The organism is Streptomyces sp. UNOB3_S3, assembly GCF_020740895.1.
GTDB lineage: Bacteria > Actinomycetota > Actinomycetes > Streptomycetales > Streptomycetaceae > Streptomyces.
In genome coordinates, this window is sequence record NZ_JAILXP010000002.1 from 39,829 (window position 1) to 62,640 (window position 22,812).

19 protein-coding genes and 4 pseudogenes are annotated in these 22,812 nt (G+C 69.2%); 13 read left to right on the forward strand and 10 right to left on the reverse strand.

The window, feature by feature from the left end; all coding sequences use genetic code 11:
* Window positions 1–53 precede the first annotated feature (53 nt).
* Window positions 54–560 (forward strand): DinB family protein, encoded by a 507-nt coding sequence (locus tag K6I33_RS00525; RefSeq protein WP_229347087.1) that lies wholly within the window; start codon window positions 54–56, stop codon window positions 558–560.
* Between the two features lie 12 nt (window positions 561–572).
* Here K6I33_RS00525 and K6I33_RS00530 read toward each other — a convergent pair.
* A protein-coding gene (locus K6I33_RS00530; RefSeq protein WP_229347151.1) for an IS5 family transposase occupies window positions 573–1,453 on the reverse strand; the annotation gives its coding sequence in 2 pieces (ribosomal slippage) (window positions 573–1,090 and window positions 1,090–1,453; 882 coding nt in all).
* 34 nt (window positions 1,454–1,487) lie between these two features.
* Here K6I33_RS00530 and K6I33_RS36515 point away from each other — a divergent pair.
* The 5 genes and pseudogenes from K6I33_RS36515 to K6I33_RS00555 all read left to right on the forward strand — a co-directional run.
* Window positions 1,488–1,703, forward strand: a pseudogene (locus K6I33_RS36515) (class I SAM-dependent methyltransferase); the annotation flags it as partial.
* Between the two features lie 38 nt (window positions 1,704–1,741).
* Complete coding sequence (locus K6I33_RS00535; RefSeq protein WP_229347089.1) at window positions 1,742–2,107, forward strand: hypothetical protein; 366 nt, start codon at window positions 1,742–1,744, stop codon at window positions 2,105–2,107.
* Window positions 2,108–2,140: 33 nt separating this feature from the next.
* Window positions 2,141–3,109 carry an L-histidine N(alpha)-methyltransferase gene (gene egtD / locus K6I33_RS00540; RefSeq protein WP_229347097.1) on the forward strand — a complete coding sequence of 323 codons (969 nt, stop codon included), beginning with the start codon at window positions 2,141–2,143 and terminating at the stop codon, window positions 3,107–3,109.
* Between the two features lie 635 nt (window positions 3,110–3,744).
* Window positions 3,745–4,785, forward strand: coding sequence for a vWA domain-containing protein (locus tag K6I33_RS00550; RefSeq protein ID WP_229347099.1), 1,041 nt, complete (start codon window positions 3,745–3,747; stop codon window positions 4,783–4,785).
* A gap of 433 nt (window positions 4,786–5,218) precedes the next feature.
* Window positions 5,219–5,746, forward strand: a complete 528-nt coding sequence (locus K6I33_RS00555) for a hypothetical protein (RefSeq protein ID WP_229347101.1) — start codon at window positions 5,219–5,221, stop codon at window positions 5,744–5,746.
* Between the two features lie 101 nt (window positions 5,747–5,847).
* Here the strand turns inward: K6I33_RS00555 and K6I33_RS00560 are convergent.
* Window positions 5,848–6,462: pseudogene (locus K6I33_RS00560) on the reverse strand (alcohol dehydrogenase catalytic domain-containing protein); the annotation flags it as partial.
* Here K6I33_RS00560 and K6I33_RS00565 point away from each other — a divergent pair.
* A pseudogene (locus K6I33_RS00565) lies at window positions 6,436–6,678 on the forward strand (TetR/AcrR family transcriptional regulator); the annotation flags it as partial. The pseudogenes K6I33_RS00560 and K6I33_RS00565 overlap by 27 nt on opposite strands.
* 106 nt (window positions 6,679–6,784) lie before the next feature.
* On the opposite strand, the gene K6I33_RS00570 reads toward K6I33_RS00565, so the two are convergent.
* From K6I33_RS00570 to K6I33_RS00580, 3 genes are all read right to left on the reverse strand, one after another.
* On the reverse strand, window positions 6,785–7,309 hold the full coding sequence (locus tag K6I33_RS00570) for a hypothetical protein (RefSeq protein WP_374282792.1): 525 nt from the start codon (window positions 7,307–7,309) through the stop codon (window positions 6,785–6,787).
* 232 nt (window positions 7,310–7,541) lie between these two features.
* The gene (locus K6I33_RS00575; RefSeq protein ID WP_229347105.1) at window positions 7,542–8,213 is read right to left on the reverse strand and encodes a hypothetical protein; all 672 of its coding nucleotides are present in this window, start codon (window positions 8,211–8,213) and stop codon (window positions 7,542–7,544) included.
* A 168-nt stretch (window positions 8,214–8,381) separates the two neighbouring features.
* The gene (locus K6I33_RS00580) at window positions 8,382–8,939 is read right to left on the reverse strand and encodes a TetR/AcrR family transcriptional regulator (protein ID WP_229347109.1); all 558 of its coding nucleotides are present in this window, start codon (window positions 8,937–8,939) and stop codon (window positions 8,382–8,384) included.
* Between the two features lie 96 nt (window positions 8,940–9,035).
* On the opposite strand from K6I33_RS00580, the gene K6I33_RS00585 reads away from it, so the two are divergent.
* The 4 genes from K6I33_RS00585 (at window position 9,036) to K6I33_RS00600 (ending at window position 13,872) form a co-directional block, all read left to right on the forward strand.
* Entirely contained in the window at window positions 9,036–9,638 is a 603-nt protein-coding gene (locus K6I33_RS00585; RefSeq protein WP_229347118.1) for a DUF2867 domain-containing protein, read from the forward strand.
* A 358-nt stretch (window positions 9,639–9,996) separates the two neighbouring features.
* On the forward strand, window positions 9,997–10,884 hold the full coding sequence (locus K6I33_RS00590) for a hypothetical protein (protein WP_229347120.1): 888 nt from the start codon (window positions 9,997–9,999) through the stop codon (window positions 10,882–10,884).
* A 133-nt stretch (window positions 10,885–11,017) separates the two neighbouring features.
* Window positions 11,018–11,812 (forward strand): 3-hydroxybutyrate dehydrogenase, encoded by a 795-nt coding sequence (locus K6I33_RS00595; RefSeq protein ID WP_229347130.1) that lies wholly within the window; start codon window positions 11,018–11,020, stop codon window positions 11,810–11,812.
* A gap of 23 nt (window positions 11,813–11,835) precedes the next feature.
* Window positions 11,836–13,872 carry a GAF domain-containing protein gene (locus K6I33_RS00600; RefSeq protein ID WP_229347139.1) on the forward strand — a complete coding sequence of 679 codons (2,037 nt, stop codon included), beginning with the start codon at window positions 11,836–11,838 and terminating at the stop codon, window positions 13,870–13,872.
* Here K6I33_RS00600 and K6I33_RS00605 read toward each other — a convergent pair.
* Window positions 13,849–15,300, reverse strand: coding sequence for an MFS transporter (locus K6I33_RS00605; protein WP_374282803.1), 1,452 nt, complete (start codon window positions 15,298–15,300; stop codon window positions 13,849–13,851). The genes K6I33_RS00600 and K6I33_RS00605 overlap by 24 nt on opposite strands.
* A 396-nt stretch (window positions 15,301–15,696) precedes the next feature.
* On the opposite strand from K6I33_RS00605, the pseudogene K6I33_RS00610 reads away from it, so the two are divergent.
* Window positions 15,697–15,874: pseudogene (locus tag K6I33_RS00610) on the forward strand (macro domain-containing protein); the annotation flags it as partial.
* A 131-nt stretch (window positions 15,875–16,005) separates the two neighbouring features.
* Here K6I33_RS00610 and K6I33_RS00615 read toward each other — a convergent pair.
* Together K6I33_RS00615 and K6I33_RS00620 are read right to left on the reverse strand one after the other, a co-directional pair.
* A complete protein-coding gene (locus K6I33_RS00615; RefSeq protein ID WP_229347142.1) occupies window positions 16,006–16,653 on the reverse strand; it encodes a DUF4360 domain-containing protein in 648 nt (215 codons plus the stop codon).
* A gap of 494 nt (window positions 16,654–17,147) precedes the next feature.
* Window positions 17,148–17,696, reverse strand: coding sequence for a transposase (locus K6I33_RS00620; RefSeq protein ID WP_308297009.1), 549 nt, complete (start codon window positions 17,694–17,696; stop codon window positions 17,148–17,150).
* Here K6I33_RS00620 and K6I33_RS00625 point away from each other — a divergent pair.
* Entirely contained in the window at window positions 17,678–19,342 is a 1,665-nt protein-coding gene (locus tag K6I33_RS00625) for a hypothetical protein (RefSeq protein ID WP_229347143.1), read from the forward strand. The genes K6I33_RS00620 and K6I33_RS00625 overlap by 19 nt on opposite strands.
* Window positions 19,343–19,641: 299 nt before the next feature.
* Here the strand turns inward: K6I33_RS00625 and K6I33_RS00630 are convergent, their stop codons facing one another.
* Both K6I33_RS00630 and K6I33_RS00635 read right to left on the reverse strand, forming a co-directional pair.
* The gene (locus tag K6I33_RS00630) at window positions 19,642–20,724 is read right to left on the reverse strand and encodes a hypothetical protein (RefSeq protein ID WP_229347145.1); all 1,083 of its coding nucleotides are present in this window, start codon (window positions 20,722–20,724) and stop codon (window positions 19,642–19,644) included.
* Window positions 20,725–20,927: 203 nt separating this feature from the next.
* Window positions 20,928–22,556: an IS1182 family transposase gene (locus K6I33_RS00635; protein WP_229347147.1), complete on the reverse strand. Its 1,629-nt coding sequence runs from the start codon at window positions 22,554–22,556 to the stop codon at window positions 20,928–20,930.
* Between the last annotated feature and the right edge of the window lie 256 nt (window positions 22,557–22,812).

Consider the following 22,812-nt stretch of genomic DNA (forward strand, 5'->3'; position numbering starts at 1 on the left):
TCCGTCGATAAATACCTCGACATCGGTCGCGGTGATCGGGGACGCTTCGCGCGATGACCAGAATCGACGACACCCCATCCGCGTGGGACGAGCGCACCCAGCTCACCACGTTTCTCGACTACGCACGTGACACCGCCCTCGCCAAGTGCGATGGCGTCTCCGCGGAGAACGCGCGCAAGGCGCTCCTGCCGGGCTCACCGCTGATGACCATGAGCGGAGTGATCAACCACCTCCGCTGGGTCGAGTACTACTGGTTCCAAGTGGTCTTCCTCGGCGAGGAAGACCGGGGCCCCTGGACCGAGGAGGACCCCGACCGCGAGATGCGTATCGCCGTCGACTTCCCGCTCACGCAGTTGCTCGACGAATACGCCGAACAGAGCGCCCGATACCGCGAACTGGTCGCCGGGAGCGCCCTGGACAAGCAGGCCCAGCGGTCCGTCCGCAACGGCCTCCACGTCGACCTGCGCTGGATCCTCCTCCACCTCACCGAGGAGACGGCCCGCCACAACGGCCACCTGGACATCCTGCGCGAGATGCTCGACGGCACGACCGGCAACTAGATCCGGCGGAGATCATGGGCGGATCCAGAGTCGAGTGGAGGCGACGGTGACGGTGCCGTGGAAGATGTAGCCGCGCTTGCCGAACCTCGTGGCCACGGCCCGGGAGTTCTTCAACGCGTTGATCGTCCGCTCAACTTCCTTCCTTCGCTTGCAGATCGTCCTGTCGAAGCCTGCGGGTCGGCCGCCCTTACTGCCCCTTCGTTGGCGGTTGGCCCGCTGGTTCTTCGGTTCGGGGATGGTGTGCTTGATCTGGCGTCGTCGCAGGTAGCGGCGGTTGCGGCGGGAGGAGTACGCCTTGTCGCCGCCGAGATGGTCGGGCCGCGTGCGCGGGTGTCCGCCACCGAGGCGGCCGACACGGATGCGTTCCAAGACCGGGATGAGCTGCGGAGCGTCGCCCCACTGGCCCGGAGTGATCAGCAGGGCCAGGGGGCGACGTCCACCCTCACCGGCGAGGTGGATCTTGCAGGTCAGGCCGCCCCGGGAGCGTCCCAGTCCCTCGTCGAGGCGGTGCTGCAGGGGCGTGCGTCTTTCCCTGGCACTCGTGGCGGATTCTTACGAGCCCCAGCAGCGTGCTGATGGGCCTGGCAGGAGGTCGAATCGACGCTCACCATTGACCAGTAGATCCGGCCTTCAGCGTCGGCGTCGGCCAGGACGGCTGCGAAGATCTCCTCCCAGGTGCCGTCCACCGACCAACGTCTGTGCCGTTCGTACACCGTCTTCCATGGACCGAAACGCGCAGGTAGATCCCGCCATGGCACCCCAGTGCGCAGTCGGTACAGGATCCCGTTGATGACCCTGCGGTGGCCGGCCCAACGGCTGCCTCGCTGCCCGGACTTCGGCAGATGCGGATTCAGCCGGGCCCACTCCTCATGCGTTAAGTCTCCCCGCCCCATGCTCATGCCAACGACCCGAAGTCACGACGGTCACATGATCCGCTGGACAGCCCACCCGGTCGTTCCGGTACGTGCTCGGCTGGGGGACGAGGTGGTCCAAGCAGCCGTTAAAAACGGTGTGCGGCAAGTGGTCTCCCTGGCCGCGGGCCTGGAGTCCCGGGTCCTGCGGCTGGAGCTTCCCACGGATCTGGTCTACATGGAGGTCGACCTTCCCGCCCTGCTGGAAGCCAGGAGTCAGCGGCTGGCGCAGGCCGGGGCGGCGGCCCTCTGGCCCGGACGCTGTGGGTCGTGGAAGGGCTGCTGCCCTACCTCGATGCCGACGCCTGTCACACGCTGCTGCGCACCGTTCGAGGCATGTCGGCCCCCGGCAGCCGGCTGTGGTGCGACCACGTGCACCCCGATGTGTTCGCCGCAGCGCATTACGCGCCGGTCCTCAGGAGTCTGGACGAGCTCGGAGTGCTGTGGGCCAGTGGCTGGACGGATCCCGTGACGCGGCTCGCAGCCGACGGCTGGCAGGCCCGTGCCTGGACGGTCAAGGACCTGGCACGCCCCGAGCCCGGCAGTCCACCGGCCGCCTGGATGCCCCCGGTCCCCGCCAGGGCGAACACCTCCGACTCCGGATACCACTGGCTGATCTGGGCGTACACCGCTTGAGAGTGCCCTCGGCCCCCATACGAGGGAGACGCAATGCCCCTGTCTACCACCAACGCGGCAACCTTCGGAACGGAAGTATCCTCCGAGCACCGTGAGTTACTCGCCGGGCTGATCGCCACCCCCAAACGTCTCGCCACCAAATGGCTCTACGACACCTGCGGCAGCGCGCTCTACACGGCCATCGCCCAGCAGCCCGAGTACTACATCGATGAGGCCGAACGGGAGATCGTCGCCCAGCACGGCGGGGACATCGCGGCCCGGGCCCGTCCACGTACTCTGGTCGACCTCGGCGCGGGCTCCGCCGGAAAGACCCGGCTGCTGCTCGACGCCCTGAGCGCGGTTGGATCGCTGGACCGGTACGTTCCCGTCGACGTCAGCGACACCAGCTTTCGGGACATGACGCGGAATCTGCGTGCCGTCTATCCCGAGTTGGACATCCAGCCGCGCACCGCCGACTTCAGCTCACCGCTCGGCCTGGACCCGCAGACCGCTTCCGTCCTGTTCGCTTTTTTCGGGGCCACCTACGGAAACTTCCGTCCCGCCGAACGACAGCGGTTCCTGGCCGCACTCCGGAGCCAGATGCGCCGGGGCGACGGACTTCTCCTGGGCACTGACCTGGTGAAGGACGAGGCGACCCTGAAGGCCGCCTACGACGACCGCGCCGGAGTCACCGCCGCGTTCGTCAGGAACGGCCTGACGGTCCTCAACCGGGAACTCGGTGCGAACTTCCGCCTCCGCGACTTCGACCACGATGTCACCTGGAACCCGTACCTGAGTCGCATCGAGAACGCGCTGCGGGCCCGCCGCTCCCACACTGTCACACTCGCCTTGCTGGACCGTGCTGTCCCCTTCGCGACCGGAGAGCGTCTACATGTAGGTATATCGGTCAAGTTCCGTCAGAAGGACGTCCGCTCCGAACTGGCACAGGCGGGCCTGCGACTGGATCGGTGGTGGACCGACAGCGCGAGCCGATATGCCGTATCACTGGCGATGACCGCCTGAGCAGGGAATAGTGCGGCCGATGGCCCAGAGACGCCGGGTGGTGACCATGTTGTGGCGCACCACCCGGTAGTCAGGGGTGAACATCTCGACAATAGCGGGCGAAGCCCTCCCGATCCTCTCGCTCCTCCTTGTTCGCACCGTAAGCGTTGAGGTGCTTTCAGGGCATGGTCGACCATTTGTCCGAGACCGTGGGGTCCGCCGTCGGGGCGCCCTGGTGGGGCCGATGGGCCCGATGGCCGGGTTGGGAGTCAACGCGGCCTGCATCGCGCTAGGTTCGCTGCTCGTCTGCGTGGCGTTGCCACGCGGAATGGGACGACCGGACGGGCGCACTGCAGGGAGGGGAAGGGGCGCCGGTGATGCGGAAGGCGGGTTCACGACCAATCTCGCAGGCCTACGCCCGGAATGGCGTGAGATGGGCCGCCACCGCGGCAGCGGGCGAGCTGGCCGGTCCATCAGCCACCACCCCGGCAGACACTGCCCAAAGCGCCTGGGCTGGCGCCACACCACGGTCCCGTGCCGCATCCGGGCTGGGCCCCTGACCGAGGGGGCTTCTCGTACGGTCCGGGATCCAGGGCCGATTGTCAGTGGTGGGTGAGACGGTGGGAGCACCAAGTCGGAAAGAGGGGGACACCGTCATGTCCGGGAACCAGAACTACATCAATCACGTCGCTCTTGTGCTGGATGCCAGTTCGTCCATGTCGCACCTGAGCCGCAAGGTCGTCGAAGTCGCCGATCAGCAGATCGCGTATCTCGCCCGCCGGTCGAGGGAGCTGGACCAGGAAACCCGCGTCACGGTGTACGTCTTCGCAGACAAGGTGGAGTGCGTCATCTACGACAAGGACGTGCTGCGGATGCCGTCGCTGAAGCAGCTGTACCGGGTCGGCGGGATGACGGCCCTGCTGGCGGCCGCGCTGAAGTCGCAGCGGGAGCTCGCGCAGACGGCTCAGCTGTACGGCGACCACAGCTTCCTGACGTTCGTCCTCACCGACGGGCAGGAGAACGCGAGCCATCGCCGCCCGGACGCCCCTGCCGGGGATCCGCGGGAACTGGTCGAGGCCGTGGCCGAGATGATCCGAGCGCAGAAGGACAACTGGACGCTGGCCGTCCTGGTGCCGGACCAGATGGGCAAGCACGAGGCCATGCGGTTCGGTTTCCCGAAGGACAACATCGCCATCTGGGACGCCACCAGCACACAAGGCCTTGAGGAGGCCGGGCACGTCATTCAGGAGGCCACCGAGAAATTCATGGTGGGCCGCACCCGCGGTATCCGGGGATCGCGTGCGGTGTTCTCCACCGGTGCGGAGGCGGTCAACAAGGACACCATCAAGGCGGCCGGCCTCACCCCGGTGAACCCGTCGGAGTACGAGCTGATTCCGGTGGCTCGTGACGCGGCGATCCGGGACTGGGTCGTCGAGTCCGGGCACACCTACCGCACCGGTGGCGCGTTCTACCAGCTGAGCAAGCCCGAGAAGATCCAGGCACGGAAGCAGATCGCCGTACTGGAGAAGAAGACCGACCAGGTCTACACAGGGCCCCAGGCCCGGGCCCTGCTCGGCCTGCCCGACATGGAAATCCGCATCAAGCCCGACCACAACGACGACTTCACCATCTTCGTGCAGAGCACCAGCGTCAACCGCAAACTCACTGCCAACACACGACTGCTGCTGATGCACTGACGCCCTAAAGCCTCGCCAGATCACGAAGACGTCATCGCGGCGGTGGGTGGCACCATGGCGGGCACCGTCCGGGGACCATCCCCGCGTGCGCGGGGAACAGGCTCCATGGCCGACGTGGCGTGCTGACTCTCCCGGCGGCCCCCCAGCGTTTCGGGATGGCGGGGTGGCGCCCGGGTACGCGAACCACGTCGGCAGGGCCCGGACAAGCAGCAGGTCACACCGCCGCGGGCGCCGAATCCATCGCCGCCTTCCTCGACGGCGTACGCCTCGGCGAGGGCGGACTGCATCGGCACCGGTGTACAGGGGGCAGTTGGCCGGGCCCTGCGGCCCTTCGAGGGTACATGTGGACAGACGCCCCCACGGGGGGGTGGAACCAGTAGCCGAACCACGCCCGGCTACCGCTCGCACAGCTTCATCAGCCATACTGCCCGCCGTGGAGAACCGCATCGGCCAGAACAGCCCGCCCGTGCACGCCGCCGGAACCGACCCGGCGTCCGTCCCCGGTCTGACCCCGCCACGCCCCGCCGAGGCGCAGGAGCGTCCGGCGGTACCAGCGGACGCCGTACCGGACACCAGCACCGCGCCAGAACCGGAGACGGAAGCGGACACGGAGGTGAAGGCGGACACGGAGGCGGCTGTCTCCGACAGCGAACGGCGGCCGGTGACCGGTGGCCCGGTCTTCGAGGTATCCGACCGGCGCGGCTCGATCACCGTCGACAGCACCGGCGTGACATTCCGGCTGGACAGTGAAACGGCCGAGTTCGACTGGGTAGAGATCGGCGCGGTGGAAACGAGTACCCCCTGGTTCGGCCGCCGACTCACCGTCACCGTGCACACCACCAGCCGCCGCAGCTACAACGCCACCATCGAGGCACCCCATCGGGGTCAGCCCAAACAATGGGCAACGGAACTGGACACCGCGCTCGATTCCTACTTCGAGGACGCCCCGACCACCGACTGACCGGCCACCGAAGGATTCAGTGTCCGCGCTGTCCTCGCAGACATGCTGCCGGGCGTCGAGTACTCACAGAGCGGGTGAGGCGATGAGGAAGGACCCGGCTTCTCCCTCGGCACCCCGGTCGACAGGGCGGACACCGCGTCGACATGGCCGAGCTGCCGCACCCGCTCGACCCAGCCCTCGCCGTAGGTTGTGGCGAGGGCACCGAGGCTGCGCAGGTAGTCCTGGTTCGCGGCGCCGGCGGTGCTGATCACCGTGATGCCACGGTCGCGGGCGATCTGCAGCACCGCCGATCCGACTCCCCCGGATGCGCCGCTGGCCAGCAGTGTCTGCCCGGGCCGCACACCGACCTGGCGGATGAGACGCAGTGCGGTCTCCACCACGGGGGGATACCCGGCCGCCTCTTCGAACGTCAGCCCCTCGGGCATGCAGGCCCAGGCCGACAGCACGGCGAACTCGGCATAAGTGCTCGAGCCTCTGCCGAACACGTGGTCGCCGACCTCGACTCCTTCGACGCCCTCACCGACCTCGTCCACCACCCCGGAGGCGCCCTGCCCGACGCCAGCGGGCAACTCGATCGGGTGGGTCTTCTGGAACTGGCCTTCACGATTTCTCCAGTCCACGGGGTTCACGCCCGCCGCGCGTACAGCAATGCGTATCTGGCCGGGGCCCGGATGGGGCTCCTCGGCGTCTATGAGGAATCGATGAGACTGCGTCATGCGGAGACGCCGGCAACGGCCATCGCCGCCGATCCCGGCCTGTCGCGGAGCACTACGGTCTGCCGGACGATCGCGAGGTTCGCGATCGACGCCTATTCGCTGGCTCGCGAGGCGGCCGAGCCGCAGGCCGCAGTGGACGAGATCTTCCGGATGATCGAGGCGGCCTGGGCCATCACCTGCCCCTCCACGAACGTCACCGGTCCGGCCGGAGCGTAGTCACCGCTCGACACCGCTCAGCGCTGATTCACCGCATCCCCACGACGACTTCCCTGCGCCTGGGGGACCGGGGCGCCGGCCTGATCGGGGGGCGGGGGTGCGAAGGTCAGTGCCCCAGCGCGGCCTTGGCCGCCACGATGACGAGGCCGAGCAGCAGGTTGATGACGCCTTCCCCGGCCGCCATCCGGCGCGACGCGCCCGCCCGGATCGCACCGAGAGTCGCCCAGGCGACCTGCTGGGCCACCGCCACGGCCAGGGCCAGCCAGGCCGTGCCGGTCCGGTCCACGCCGATCAGCGGACTGACCGCCACCGCCACCGCGGGGAGCACCGCAGCCTCCACAATGGACCACTCGCGCCCCGCGGCCCGCCGCATCTCCCGGTGGTCAAGGGGCCTGCCGATGACCCGCTCACCGGCGACCCGCGCGTACACATGCGCCGCCCAGAACACCACACCCGTGACCAGCAGCAGCACGATCAGCTGAAGCCGCGGGAAACCACCGACACTACCGGCCGTGGCCACCACGGACGCCGCGAGCAGAGAGCCATACACCGCGCCCCCGTAGTCCGTCCGACCAGAATGGCGCCGTTTCTCCTGCGCGGGTTGCCCGGTCGGGGCCGGAGAAGTGGTCACCGGCCCACCATGATGGACTGAATCGGAAAATTCCGGTCGGCGGCGCCGGGCGTACAGGTGACCCGGCCGGGCCGTCACCGCCGCAGGCCGTCACCGCCACACCGGAGCTGGTCGGTGCGACGACCGGCAGCAGAGTTCCCCGAGTCACCCAGCAGGTAGGGGCAGCGCCGGCCACGGGGACCGTAAGGCCGGCGGGTACTACGGCCCCGACGACAACGGGCACGGCACGCCGTCACCAGTCGACGTGCCCGGCTATCCACTCGGTCAGGCCGTCTTCGTCGTCCGCGGAGGGCAGTTCGGGGCCACAGGAGAGGGGGGTGCAGGACAGTTGCAGGTGGGTGAGGTATCCGTAGGGGCCGTTGTCGGCTGCCGGTCCGAGGATCAGGGCGTGGGTGAGGGTGCGCCAGATGCGGTGCGTGAGTGCGGGCCCGGTCACCAGGGCCTCGGAGGACGACACCGTCCGCTCGGGGGGTGCGCCGAGGTGGGCGGTCACCATCTGCGCGGCCTGCGCGAGTACGGCTTCACAGTCCTGGTCGGTGCAGGGCCTGCGGCCGCTCCAGCCCGGCTGCTCCTGCCAGCGGTCCATGAGGCCGTACAGCCAGGGCCCGTTGGCCATGCTCTCGTCGTGCGGGTTGACGGGGTAGAGCTCTCCGAACACGAGGAACGTCCGCGCGTCGGGGTCCCCGAAGGGGCTGACACTGTCGCAACACAGCACATACTGGTCCGCGGTGCGGAAGGACTCGCAGACCAGACCGTCCTCCCAGGACCACCCCCGCCGCTGTACTTCGTCATCGACCGCGTCGAAGCCGTCGGCGACGAGAGGCACAGCCGGCAGGCCGACGAGTTCGGCGACGGCCCCGGTCGTCAGTGGCCGGTGGGCAAGGGCATGTACGGGAAACGGCATGCGCAACACCTTAAAGGCGGTGCTGTCGTCACCCGTCCACGAGCCCCGCTCTGCCGACGTCTTGCGTGATGGCCGGCCCAGACGCCCTGCCAGCCGTCGTCGAGCGCAGTGGGCGAGGGTTTGCCGTGGCCACCGGTGGCTTCGTCTTCGCGAGGGCCGACGATGGCACTACCTCAGGAGCCATCCGCGGGTAAGCTCCATCACTTCCGCACGGCTGCGTGCACCGTGGTCGGCGGCGATGAAGTGCTGTCCCACCCGCAACGAAAAGGCGAGCATGCAGCGGGCCTCGATATCGTCCTCGTCACGGCAGATGGACGCGAACAGGCAGCGCAGATAGTCCATGCGCCGGTTGTCGACCCGCTGCAGGCGCCGCGCAACGGCCTCGTCACGCCGGGCCCAGTCACGGATGGCGAGTTCGGTGGTGATGCCTGTCACCGGCCCCTCGTCCACCGAGGCGATCGCGAACAACCGCTCCAGCCTGGCCCTGGCGTCCCCTCCGCTGCTCTCGACCTGTTCGATCACGTTGTCGGCGACCTCGCGCTCCCACGTGTCGAGCATCTCGCCGAGCAGGACGTCCCGGTTGCGGAAGTAGCCGTAGAAACCGCCCTTGCTGACGCCGAGCGCCTGGGCCAGCGACTCGATCCGGACGGCCTCGGGGCCGCCAGCGGTGAGCGCCCGCAGTCCCTCCTCGATCCACTTGCCGCGAGGTGTGCGGGCCGTGGCCATGTTGTGTCTCCCTTCACACTCCCCCTGTCTATACGGTGTCGTATAGACAGGGCTAGCCTCACATCTATACGGCATCGTATGGAAAGGGGCCGGCTCATGGGACTCCCCAGGACCGCGCACACCTCCCGCCCCTGGCGGATCCACGAGATCGCCGGTGACTTCCGTGTCGAGGACGTATGGGCACTCCCGACACCCGGCGGTCCCGACGACTTCCCGCACCTGGTGCGCCAGATCGCGAACGTGGCGGGAGGCGGGGCCGCCGTCTCCTCCCCCGTGTACCGCCTGCTCTTCGCGATTCGCTGGAAGCTCGGGGAACTGTTCGGATGGGACAAGGAAGACACCGGGACGGGCGCCCGGGTACAGACGCTGCGGGACCGACTGCCGGCGGACCTTCGTGAGGGTCCCCAGGACGCCGGCACTCGTTCCGGTCCGTTCACCCCCCTCTACCAACTGCACGACGAGTGGGCGGCCGAAATGGCCAACCGGACCGTGCACGCGGTGATGCACATCGGATGGGTACCGGACCGGGCAGGCGGCCATCGCGGCCAGATGGCTGTCCTGGTGAAGCCGAACGGGCTGCTCGGTGCCGTCTACATGGCCGCCATCAAGCCCTTCCGCTACCTCGGGGTGTACCCGGCACTGCTTCGGGCCATCGGACGTACCTGGGAGGCGAACGCCGGCGAAAGGAGCGCGGGATAGTCGCGTTCGCAGCGCGAACCGGTTGCCTCTCGGCCCGGTTACGGGTCGTTCTCACCCGGCGGGTCCGCGGCGGTGAACAGGGTGCCTGTGACTCCAGCGGGGGTGCGTTCGCGACGGCGGTCGAGTCCTCGGCAGTGCTGGGCCAAGCCACCGCGCCGCGAAGCACCGGCTCGCGGTCACCTTGGTCGGAGCGAAAGGGCCACGCCAGGACGCGGCTGCTGCCCGTCAGCCCGGCGCGACAACGATCACGACCGGGCACCGCGCCGGACACGATGGCCCTGGGGCCTCGCCGCCAATCGACAATAGGCTCACGCCTGCACAGCCTTCCACACGATGGCGGATGCGTAGAGTGACGCCCATGAATCCGTCCACCGACCAGTCGTCGCTCGATCTGCTCGACGCCTACTTGGAGACTCTCTCGGACCACCTCCGTGACGGGCACAGCCACGGCCACGGCCACGACCACAGCTACGGCCACGGCCACGGCCACGGCGCGGACGCTCTCCCCTTCCCAGAGCGCGCCGTCCCCGTCGGCCCCGGCGTCGGCGGAGAAGACGAGGAACTCCTCGCCTGGGTCCTGGGCCGGTTCAGCGGCATCCGCCGCGAGCCGAAGGACACCTTCCTGCTCGAGGCCAGCAGCCTGCTCCAGGAGTTCCGCAGCCGTCGCAACCTCTGGAACGCGGCGGCACTGCGGCTACTCGACGACCCCTACACCTTCGTGGCCACCGGTCCGCGCCAGCACGAGGACTGGGCGCACGACGTGCTCGCCCTGATGCACCGGTCGGTACCCGACCCTCGCGGCTGGCTACGACTCGACCGCGACCGCACCAACCCCGTACGCCACAGCGTGCCCGCCTACCCCTTCGATCCCCCGGCCGCATCACGGTTTTCCGACCGTCTGTACCGTCTCGAGAGGGAGGCGGCGGTCGCCGCGCTCGCCGTCATGGCCGAGGAATGGCAGGCGGAACCCGCCCCCGTCCGTTCACGTCCGGACCGCGACGCGGTGCTGGCCGATGCCCGCATGTTGCTCGACCGGTACGGCCCCGCAGCGCGTTACTGGACCAACGCCACGGCGGCCGCGTCCGACCCGGCCCCGGACTTCCTCACACCGGGCCTCTCCGCCCAGCGCTCCCACGGCTTCCTCACCGGCGAGTACGTCAACGGCATCGACCTGCTCGACGACCTGGGACTGATCGCGGTGAGCGAGAACGAGGTAGGTGTCTTCTGGAGCATCGGCGCCTACTAGCCGTTCACGGAGACGGAGCAGGGAGGGCTCTCCCACCACTGGCCGGAGCATGTCCCCCGCCACCATCCATGCGGTGCGAGTTGTGTGGCCTCGCCCCATCGTTCCCCGCCCGGAGGGCTCCTAGGGTGCCGCCATGAGCGACCACATCCCCATCGCGTCCCCGCCCGCCCGTGGCCTCACCGACCGTACCGCCATCGTCACCGGCGCCGCAGGAGGCATCGGCGCCGCCTGCGTCATGCGGCTCGGCTCGGCCGGCGCCCAGGTACGCGCGCTGGACCGGGACGTGACCGGGCTCGCCGAACTCGCCCTCAAGGCACGCGAGGCGGGGCTGGACGTCGAGACCGTACCGCTCGACCTGGGCGACCTCGACGCGGCCGAGGAGGCGGCCGTCGGGGCCGACATCCTCGTCAACAACGCCGGTATCCAGCTCGTTCGCCCGATCGAGGACTTCCCGCCCGACGCGTTCCACCGGATCCTCAGCGTCATGCTGGAGGCCCCGTTCCGCCTGTTGCGCGGCGCGCTGCCGCACATGTACGGGCAGGGCTGGGGCCGGATCGTGAACATATCCTCCGTCCACGGTCTGCGGGCGTCGCCCTACAAGTCAGCCTACGTCGCGGCCAAGCACGGGTTGGAGGGGCTGTCGAAGACGGCAGCGCTGGAGGGCGCCCGGCACGGCGTCACCTCCAATTGTGTGAGCCCGGGCTATGTCCGCACCCCTCTGATCGAACGTCAGCTAGCCGACCAGGCGGAGGCCCACGGTCTGCCTCCCGAGCGCGTCCTGACCGATGTCATGCTGGCGGGGCAGGCGCTCAAGCGTCTCGTCGAACCCGAGGAGGTCGCCGAGGCCGTCGCGTACCTGTGTGGGCCGCACGCCTCGTTCATCACCGGGTCGACCCTGACGATGGACGGCGGATGGACCGCTCGTTGAGGCGGACCCGCGACGATTCCGTCATGCCTGACGATCAGATCCACGACCAGATCCACGATCAGACCCACGACCAGGTGCGGGAGCGGACTCGCGAGCACGCCGGAGGCGGTCCTCCGGCCCGCCCCGACGGCTCCGCCGGCTGCCCGGCCGACTGCGCCTCCGCCGTCTATCTGGAGCTGCTCGCCAGTCGGGCCCCCGCCGACGCCTACGAGCGGCCTGTTCTGCGCGCCCGCGCCGGCGGGGCACCGCCGGGCGTGCTCGCCGCCGCTGAGCACGCCCGGCTCCTGGCACTGCGCGTACGGGCAGAGCTGGAGGACCGCAGGCGGCGCGAGGCCGAGCTCTCGGCCCTGTTCGCCACCGCCCACGACCTGGCGGGACTGCGGGACATCGACGAGGTGTTGCAGGCCATCGTCCGGCGCGCCCGTTCACTGCTGGGCACCGACGCCGCGTACCTCACCCTCAACGACGCGGCCGCCGGGGACACCTTCATGCGCGTCACCGACGGGTCGGTGTCCGCCCGCTTCCAGGCTCTGCGGCTCGGCATGGGGGAAGGTCTCGGCGGTCTGGTCGCGCAGACTGCGCGCCCGTATGCCAGCGACGACTACCTGCAGGACCCCCGCTTCCGGCATACCGCGGCGATCGACTCCGGCGTGCGGGACGAAGGGCTCGTCGCCATCCTCGGGGTCCCGCTGCGGCTGGGCAGTCGCGTCATCGGCGTGCTCTTCGCCGCCGACCGCCGCTCCCGTGTCTTCGACCAGCAGCAGATCGCTCTGCTGTCGTCCTTCGCGGCCCACGCCGCGATCGCCATCGACACGGCAGGCCTCCTCGCGGAGACGCGCTCGGCGCTGGCCGAGCTGGAAGCGGCCAACGCGATCGTTCGCGAGCGCAGTGCCGCCGTCGAACGGGCCGCCGAGATCCACGACCGGCTCACCGAGCTCGTCCTGCGCGGCGGCGGAGTGCCCGACGTCCTGGAGACCGTCGCCGAGGTCCTCGGGGGGAAGGCCGAGTTCCTCGCTCCGGCCACCGGAACCGGGCCGTCGGCCGCCGTCGAACGCTCCCGCGCCGAGGGGCGGGCGGTCCGGCACGGCGACGACTGGGTCGCCGCGGTGTCCGCCGGCGACGAGCTGCTGGGCGCGATCCGGTTACGCGAACGTCCCGCACTCGACTCCGCCGACCGGCGGACCCTCGAACGCGCCGCCATGGTCACCGCGCTGCTGCGCCTGGCCCGGCGCTCGGCGAGCGAGGCCGAACAGCGCGTACGGGGCGAGCTCCTGGACGACCTGCTCGACGCGCCCGGCCGGGCACCTCGCCTCCTGCGCGAGCGCGCCGCCCGCCTGCGCGCCGACCTCGACACACCCCACGTCGTCCTCGCCGCCCGCATCGCCGACGAGTCCGCCGGCGCCCCCGCCGACCGGCAGCGACTGTGGGCCGCGGCCGCCCATCTGGCCGCTACGGAGCACGGCCTGGCGGTGGCCCGCGACGGCGGGGTCGTGCTGCTCCTGCCCTACGGACTCGAGGACGGCGGTGGAGGTGGCGGTGGCGGCGAGGTGGGCGACGTCGCCCGTCGCCTGGGGGAAGCCGTCCACTCCCCCGTCACCGTCGGCGCCTCGTCGCCCGTCCCCGCACCCGCGGCCCGCCCCGAGGCGGTCGCCGCCGCCTACTCCGAGGCCCGCCGCTGCCTGGAGGTGCTCCACGCCCGCGGCCGGGGCGGCGAGGGCGCGGCCGCCGACGAGTTCGGCTTCGTGGGCCTTCTGCTGACCGGCACCGGTGGTGGCGGACAGGCGGCCGGCCTGTTTGTCAGCCGGACGATCGGGCCGGTCGTCGCCTACGACGCGCGGCGCGGCACCGATCTCGTCGTCACGCTCGACGCCTACTTCCGCTGCGGCATGAGCCCGGCCCGCACCAAGGACGCCCTGCACATACACGTCAACACGGTCGCGCAGCGGCTCGATCGGGTCGGCCGCCTCCTCGGCGCGGACTGGCAGTCGCCCGCCCGTGCCCTGGAGATCCAGCTCGCGCTGCGTCTGCACCGGATGTCACCGGCGCTCGGGGGAGGGTGAAGACGCTCCGCGCCCGTTCCGGCCGGTCTGGTCGTGCTGGTCGGTCTGGTCGTGCTGGGGGGTCGGGGTGTTCTCGTCGTGCTCCTCGTGCTCGTCCTGGCCGTCGGAGAGGTCGCGGTGCCGCGTCTCCCGGGCGCAGCCGACCGCCACCACGGTCAGGGCCGCGACGGCCATCACGTACAGGGCGACCGGGGTTCCGTTGCCGTACTCGGCGAGCAGGGCGGTGGCGATCAGGGGGGCCGGCGCGCCTGCGGCCACGGACGAGAACTGCGCCCCGATCGAGGCCCCCGAGTATCGCACCCGGGTCGTGAACATCTCGGAGAAGAAGGCCGCCTGGGGCGCGTACATGGCTCCGTGGAACACGAGCCCGACCGTCACGGCGACGACCAGTGCCCAGGACGTCCCCGTGCCGGCGAGGGCGAAGAACGGGTACGCCCACGCCCCGATGCCCACCGCGCCCAGCAGATACACGGGCCGCCGCCCGACGCGGTCCGAGAGGGCGCCCCAGGCGGGGATGGTGGCGAAGTGGACGGCGGAACCGATCAGCACGGCGTTGAGCGCGGTCTGCTTGGGCTGGTGGGTGTGCTCGGTCGCGTAGACCAGGACGAAGGCGGTGATGACGTAGTAGCTGATGTTCTCGGCCATGCGCGCGCCCATGGCCACCAGGACGTCCCGCCACTGGTCCCGCAGCACGGCGACGACCGGCATCCGCTCACGCGCGCTGCCGTCCTGTTGCCGGGTCCGGGCCCGTTCCCGCGCGGCCTTGAACACGGGGGACTCGTCCACGGACAGCCGGATCCACAGGCCCAGCATCACCAGTACGCCGGACAGCAGGAACGGAATCCGCCAGCCCCACGCCGTGAATTCCTCGTCCGGCAGCAGGGTCGTCAGCGCGGACAGCACGCCTGTCGCCAGCAGCTGCCCGGCCGGCGCGCCGGTCTGCGGCCACGAGGCCCAGAACCCCCGCCGCGGCGGATCCCCGTGTTCCGCCACCAGCAGCACCGCCCCGCCCCACTCGCCTCCCAGTGCGAACCCTTGCACGAGGCGTAGCGTGGTGAGCAGGACGGGGGCGAGCGATCCGGCGGTGGCGTGCGTCGGCAGCGCCCCGATGGCGCATGTCGCACCGCCCATCATCAGGAGGCTGGTCACCAGCAGCCGCTTCCGCCCCAGCCGGTCCCCGAAGTGCCCGAACACCAGCGCTCCCAGCGGCCGCGCGGCGAAGCCGACGGCGTAGGTGAGGAACGACAGCAACGTGCCGACGAGCGGATCGGACCCGGGGAAGAAGAGCTTGTTGAACACGAGCGCGGCCGCGGACCCGTAGAGGAAGAAGTCGTACCACTCGATAGTGGTCCCGATGAGGCTCGCTACGACGATTCTGGGGAGCGAGTTGGGAGTTGGAGCGTGTGGGGAGGGGGTGGCCATGGTCATCACTTCCGGGTGGGCGAGGGGCGCGTCATTGCGTCGCCACACCGTAGGAAGGTGCAGGTCAGGGGCCTATGTGGCGAGGGACCATACTTCGGGGGCGGGGTATGGGGGCAGCACCCATGAGGAGGCACTGCGTATCCTGCGGATCGCTCAACTCGATTTAGGAATTCAGCGCGGGGTAATGTCGCGATTGGGGTGATCTGGCATTCGGGTGCTGGCTCCCGTGCTGACTTGGTGCTGACTACGCAGCGTTGAACCAGGGCATTCGGCGCACATCAACCTGTTACTGAGAGGGTGATGGCGCTCTTCCACGGATGTGTGGGGCCTGGCGGATCGTCCGGCTCGGATCTTCAGCGCAGGACGTCCCGCTCCACCTGCTGCGACAGGAAGGGGTGGCTGGCCGGACGTATGGGAGCGTTCTGGGTTATGCCACACCGTGGGCCCGGTGTTTCAGGCTTCCGGCGGCGACGAGGTGTTGCTGGCGTCCTGCTGCCGGGAACCGCTGCGGGTAGCGGACGAGCTTGGCGCGAAGACGGTCGCGTTCCCGGCCGTCTCGACGGGTGTGTACCGCTGGCCGAGGAACGTCATGGTTCTCGATCTCGGCGCCGGCACGCTGGATGAACGAGTAGAGGAGATGACCCTGCACGTGGAGGTCCGTTCAGCCATCGACAGCGGTCGGGCCGGTGCGCGAAGAGCGGCCGGCCAGGCTCAGACCGCCGGACACCGCTTCCAGGCCAGACGATACCGGGCAATCGCATTGCTGCCTGTGTCGTTCAGCCCCAGCTCACTGGTGGTCGTCGCGGGGTCCGAGGTGCCGGCGTCCACCTGCAGTTCGGTGGTGAGGGTGAGCAACCGCTGTTCCCCGCAGGGAGGGTATTCGATGATGCCGATGTCGCCGAAGTCGGAGGCCAGCCAAGCGTCGTTGTAGGGACCGGTGAAGCGGTACGTACGGGATGACCTGCCGGGCGCCCCTTGGAGGTAGTGGCCGACCGTCAGCTGCCCGGTGGCGCCCTTCGCCAGCCGCGCGTAACCGGTGTGCTCCGTCCCTGTGATCACGTAGGTGAAATCTCGCGGGATCCGGACATCCACGGTCAACTGGCAGTTCTTGCGGGCGTCACCCGGCTTGGAGCCGACGCCGACCCGGACGGGGAAACCCTCATAGGACGTGGTGAACCCGGAGTTGTCCGGCGCCACGGCCACCGACGTCACCGAGCCGCCGCAGAGCCACCCACTGCCCGTCCTCATCTCGATCGCCACGCTGCCCGGCGGCGGTCTCTCCTCGGTCACCGTCCCGGATGACAGCAGAGCGGCCGCGAGCGCCACCGCCGTACCGCCGGTCATCACTGATCCGAACATGAGACCCTCCCGTTCGACGTGTACGGGCTCACTTCATGCCACCACCGCGGACGCGACGCGCACAGAGCAGCACAGGCCGTTTCCGCCGGGGGTCCCAGAACCCGGAACCGGGGGCCTTCCCAAGGAGGTCCTCGCGCCTCCCGTGCCGCTGCCGAAGCCGGGTGGCCAGCCGCCCAAGCCCGCCCGGCGCGAGATCATTGATGCACTGCCGTACTGGCTGCGTATGGCGGCTGCTCCCGCTCGACTTCCCGCCGTTCTATGCCGTCTGACCGACAGAGCTTTCACCTGGCCAGGACACTACCAGCGACTGGCCAAGGACCACGAGTACCTCGCCAGCAGCTCCGAGAACGCCGACTACCTGGCCACCAGCATGCTTCTCCTCCACCATGCCGGAGCAAGAACACAGCAGGCCCTGAACAGGGCTTCTCAGACACCCTCTATACGGGTAGCCCGGGGGAATCGCGCCCCCGGGCACCCGACTACTGAGTTTTTCGTTAGTTCTGTGGTTGTTGGGGGTGGATTGCCAGTCCGGTGTGGGTGAGGAAAGACCACGGGAGTTGTTCGTCGGAGCAGACACGGTGGATGCCGCGTTCGGTGGCGTCGGCGACGTCGGCGAGGTGGTCGCCGGTGAGGTTGGCCAGCTCACGGGTCTTGATGGACGACCACAGCAGTTCCACCGGGTTGAGCTCGGGCGCATAGGCAGGCAGCCACTCCAGCGTCAGCCAGTCCTGCCCGGCCGCCCAGGCGCGCATGCCCCGGCTCCAGTGCGCGGACAATCCGTCCCACACCAGCACCACCGGCTCACCGGCGTAGAAGGCCTTGACCTGTTCCAGGACCTCGATCAGGGAGGTGGTGCCGTAGCTGCCCGGCTTGAGGTGGAAGCACAGCCGCGGACCACGCCCGGGGTCGGCAGCGTGGTAGCCCAGCGCGGCAGCCATCCCCGCACGTTTCCAGTTCAGCCGGTGCCGCAGGACGGGAGTGCGGCCGCGGGGCGCGTAGGTACGCCGGAATTCAGCGACTGGCCTTGCCCGAATCCGCGCCAGAGCCCCGTTCCGGCCGTCGGTTCTTCGTCTTTCCCGGCCTTGTCAGCGGCGTTGACTCCATCGACCTGACCAAGAGGCTCGTTGAGCTGGCTGGTAAAGCCCTCGTACTGGCGCCGGACCGGGCGACCGCAGTCCGTACCGCTGGCGCTATCCGTCAGTCGTCCTGGCCAATGCTCACCATCGATGACGTTGCTCATCGGATGGATCCGTTTGTCTCTCAGCAGAACGCAGTGTGTGCGCTGGCCAGCCGTTATGACGGCCTTGACCTGCCTGGCCACGGTTGCCGTCTGGAGGTCATCGAGAACGTTCCAGACCGTGACCACTTGCAAGAGCGGTTCTTGTCGAGCCGAGTCCGCGCTGGCGCGGCCTTGTCGGAGCGGGTTCGCACCCGTGTCGTTCAAGGTGTCGGCCGTTGCACCCGCGGTTCGGCGGACTGGGCGATCGTTGTTGTTCTCGGGGACCTGACCAAGTACCTCCTGCGTCAGGAGAACCTGACAGCGCTGTCGGCCGAGTTGCAGGCCGAGATCAACTTCGGGGTGGAGAACAGCACTGACACCACCCAGGCCGAGATTGTGGAGAATGTGACGGCTTTCCTGTCTCAAGAGACCGACGACACCTGGCGTGAGCACGGCGAGCCGCTCGTCGCCCAGCTCCGTGCCGAGGCTGTCCGCACGCTGCCGGTTGGCAGTGAAATCCTCGCCTCTGCGGCCCCCGCCGAAATTCAAACGTGTGCACTCGCCGGGCAGGGCCGGTGGCAGGAAGCCAGCGCCAAGGCCCAACAGGTCGCGCAAGCGCTCTCCTCCGGTGAGGCTACTACCAAGGGCTACCGCGGGTTCTGGCTCTACCTAGCTGGAATCTGGGCCTACCGCGCTGCCTCCACCGGTGCACCTACGATGGGCGGCAGTCTCGCGAACGCCCATGCTTTGATCCGTCAGGCGGAGCAAACCGCCGAGGGCACCTGGGCGAGATACATGCCGCCTCTGCCCGCTATGGAGGCCCCTGTCCTGCCTGCCCATGACGACCAGGCCGTGGCAACGGCCACGAACCTTCTGGAAAAGGGCACCCCAGGCCGACTTGCCACGCGCTTGAGCAACATGATCGGGGGGCTCAAGGAGACCGCGGCATCGGCCTACGAGCCCGCCCTCACCGAGCTCGGGACCTTCCTCGGGGCTGAGGCCAATAAGCCATCCGGCACAGGCCGCTGTGACTCGACCTGGTGTTGGGGTAATCACCTGTGGGCCGTGGTTGAGGCCAAATCTGACCAAAAACCCGAGGGCGTCATCGCCCACAAGGACATCCGGCAGGTCGGCGACCAGCTTCGAATCCTCAAGAGTGACCGTAACCATAAGGTTATCCCGGATGGGAGTTTCACCGTTCTCCTCTCGCCCAAGCCCGCCGTCGACCAGACGGGTGCTATTGGCGCCGAAGAACACGCCCACCTTGTGCATCCGGAGGTCGTCTGGGAAATCGGCCAAGACGTCCAACACGCTTGGGAGGAACTCCTCACGAGCCGGACAGGCCGGTCTACCCGAGATCTCATCACCTTCGTCGGAACGACGTTCCAGCGCTACGGCCTCCTGCCCTCACAACTTCGCGAGCGCCTCACCGAACACCCAGTCGGCACCGCAGGCGCAACCCTTCCCTAACTGAGGAACTTGGCCCACGATGAGCGCTCCCCTTGGCGTCTCCCGTCAAGTAAAGCGCTCACGCCCAGCTGATCCTCAGTTCTCCCGGTTGCGGGTGCAAGTGGGATGGCACCTGGCGCATCGTCTGGGCGCTGGCCATCGAGCCCGGCGCCGCCCCAATCACCATGATGCGGCTCTCAGCGAGCCGGCGACAGCCGCCGGCCTTCCCAAACCCCATGAAGGCGCGCCCGCGGTCTGGGCGACCTGACGCCCGTTTCATCGTCCTCGGGGCTGGGCTGGTCGCCGCCGGATGACGCCCGTTAGGACCGTGTCGCCCTGGCGCACGCGTCGCCGGAGGATTCGCCCCGCCCGACCGGCGCGCTGCGGTCGTACGGGTCGATCTCCGTGCCGGCCTTGTCCGCATGGCGGTCCGTGCCGAAGGGTGGGGTGAAGTAGCCCGTGGGGGCGCCGCAGCCGCCGTTGGTCATGTCGTACTTGTACGAGACGATCGAGAAGGTGCCCGGTTCGGTGATCACCTTGTCGGGGTTGTCCCAGCTCAGGACCAGCTCGCGCCGGACGATCGTGCGCACGATCTCGTCGCCGCCGCCCGCGTCCGCGCGGATTACCGGGTAGACGAAGGTGACGTCGGCGGTCACCTGGAGCGCGCCGCGCTCGCCCTCCCGGTAGGTGAGCTGGCCCCGGGTCTTCACGACATCGCCGACCAGGCGGGTGCGGGAGGGCTGGAAGCGGCTGAAGAGGAGGAGGGGGTCGTTCTTCTCGCTCGGAGTCAGGAAGGCGGTTTTCAGAAGGTCCTGGACGTCTTTCTGGTGCGGGTTGATCAGCGCGATCGCCTTCTCGGGGCGCTCGCCTTGCAGCACCCCGCGGTCCAGGCCGGACGCGACGAGGAAGTCCCGGCTGCTGGCGAGGGCCCGCTCGACCTCGGCCGCGCTCATCCAGCCCACCGCCCCGGCCTTCGGCACGGTGATCCCCGCCGCTCCGCCCGCCCAGCTTGCCGCCGGCGAGCCGCGGAACGGCTCGTCCACGGTGGGGCGCTGGGCTGCCTCCGCCGGGGTCCCCGGGCCGGGCGCCGCCGATGACGGGGAGTCATCGCCGGCGAACAGGTCCACTACCCGCCCCGGCGCGAGCGCCACCACCAGCAGCACCAGCGAGGCCAGCAGCCCGACCACGTACCAGCCCGTACGCCTCCTGGGCCGCGCGGGCGTGTAGCTGCGCCAGCCTTCCAGGCCGTGACCGGGCTCCGCGCGCAGCCGCTTTGCCACGGCGCGGGCTCGCGCCGACGGCTCCTTGGGCGCGTCGGCGGCACCCGCCACCGACTCGCGCAGAAACCGCTCCCACTCCTCGTCGGACCTGGACGAACCGTCCGGCTCCGTACCCGCACCCATTTCTAGCCCCTGACAATCAGTAGTCCACGGCCCACTCCCCTGGGACGCGCTCGCATCATGACACAGAGCGCTGACAATGAGGCCAGCTGGACGGACGGTGTGGGCGCGCCACAAACTGGCCGCCTGAAACGTACAGTCACAGTGGCAGTCAGAAGCGGGACAGCTTCTTAACTTGACTCTGTCGGTGATCTTGGTGGTTGAGGTCAGGTGCCGAGGGTTCGCCAGGACTTCGAGCGGGAGATCCCGTGCTGGTCGAGGTAGACCTGGAAAGCGGTCGGCGGTCTCGGCACGGGGGTTTCCTCGGTTGCTGGTTGGCCACTGAGCCGTTCGATGTTCACGGCGATGGCTGTGAGTACGTGCTGCAGATGGGCTTTGGGCTGTCCTCGGTAGCGGCAGCGGCGCATTCCGTGTCCGTGGGCGAACTCGTTGACGGTGCCCTCGACTCCGGAGCGGACCGCGTAGCGGGCCTTCCACTCGGGCGTCTGCTGCTCGGCGCGGACGCGCAGCTGCAGGTCGCGGAGTTCTCGCGGAGGAAAGCCCACGTTCCTGGCCGGGGCACTGGTGCACCGGGGCCGGTCCGGACACGGCTGGCACTGGCTCTTGGCGAACCGGGCCACGATCAGGGGTGCGCCGGCGAGCTCGGAGGTCGGGTAGGGGCCGTGCCAGCCAGCGCTGACCTGGCCGTTCGGGCAGGTGACCTGCTGGCGGTCGAAGTCGATATGAAAGTCGTCCCGGCCGAAGCCCTCGCCCAGACGGTGCTGGCGGGTGGGGTTGACCGTCAGCGGTCCGCTGACGGTGACCTGATGTTCGCGTGCGGCTCGTTCCAGGTGGACCAGCGAGGTGTAGCCGCCGTCGACCAGGTGCTCGGCGGGCAGCAGACCACGCCGCGCCAGCCGAGCGTGGAGGCCGGGCAGCACCTGGGCGTCGCTCGTGGCGGCTGAGGTGGTGGCCACGTCCGTGATCACGTTGACGCTGCCGGGCGCGCACGTCTCAGTGAGATGGGCGGCGAATCCTTTCCAACGGATGATGTGCCCATGACGGACGTAGCGAGCGGTGGTGTCGTAGGGGGAGACGATGGCCGAGGAGGAGGGCGGCAGCCCGCCGTCGTCAGCAGTGCGCCAGCGCAGGCGGCCCGCCGCGTCGCGGTAGTAGTTCTGCACGACGACCTGCCGCAGGGCCTCAGCCTGCGGACCGGGCCGGTGGAGGCGTTCCAGCAGTCGGCAGGCATCGTCGCCGGCGGCGAGGATCCTGGTCTTGGGCCGGGTGGGGTTCTTGCCCAGCCGGACCGGACGGCCGTAACGGCGCCCCCAGTCCTCGTCCACCAGGCCGATCAGCAGATGCCCGGCTGTGCGGGCCACCTCCTCCAGAGCGGCACGGACCGCCTCGGTGACCAGTTCCAGCCGGGTCAGGTCGCGCACCGCGGCCAGGACGTGGGTGGAGTCGGTGCGCTGCGTGGTGCGCTCGCGTACGAGTCCGGCTTCCTTCAAGCGGGCGAGCGCCAGATCGAGGAGCCGGTCGGCGCGGTCATCCTGGACGACGCGTTCGCGGAAGTCGGCCAGCACGCTGTGGTGGAAGCCGGGATCGTCCAGCTCCATGGCCAGGGCGTACTTGAAATCGATACGGCAGCGGACCGCTTCCGCTGCCTGCCGGTCCGACAGACCGAGCAGGAACTGCAGCACACAGACAGTGGCCAGCTGAGCGGGCGAAAGACCGGGACGGCCGTCGCGCGGGTACCAGCCGGCGAAGTCCTCGTCGTGCCACAGCCCGTCCAGCCGGTCCCGCACCCACATTGCCGTCGTACCGTCCGGATTGCTCGCCCGCGCGATCTGCACGGTCAGAGAAGGGACTTGCTCACCGGAACGGGGACGGAGCGACAACGAGTACCTCGACAGCTGTATCGGCCTGCGGAACAGCCCCGAGCATGCCTGTTGATCACGTCGTAGCGCCGGGAAACACCAAGATCACCGACAGAGTCAAGCTTAACGGCAGTCGGCCTCCGAACCGGTCGCGAACGTCACAGGCGCCTTCTGACGACCGCCCCAGGTGCGCCGCGTTAGGGCCCGGGGCTGGGGAGAGACCACAAGGTTC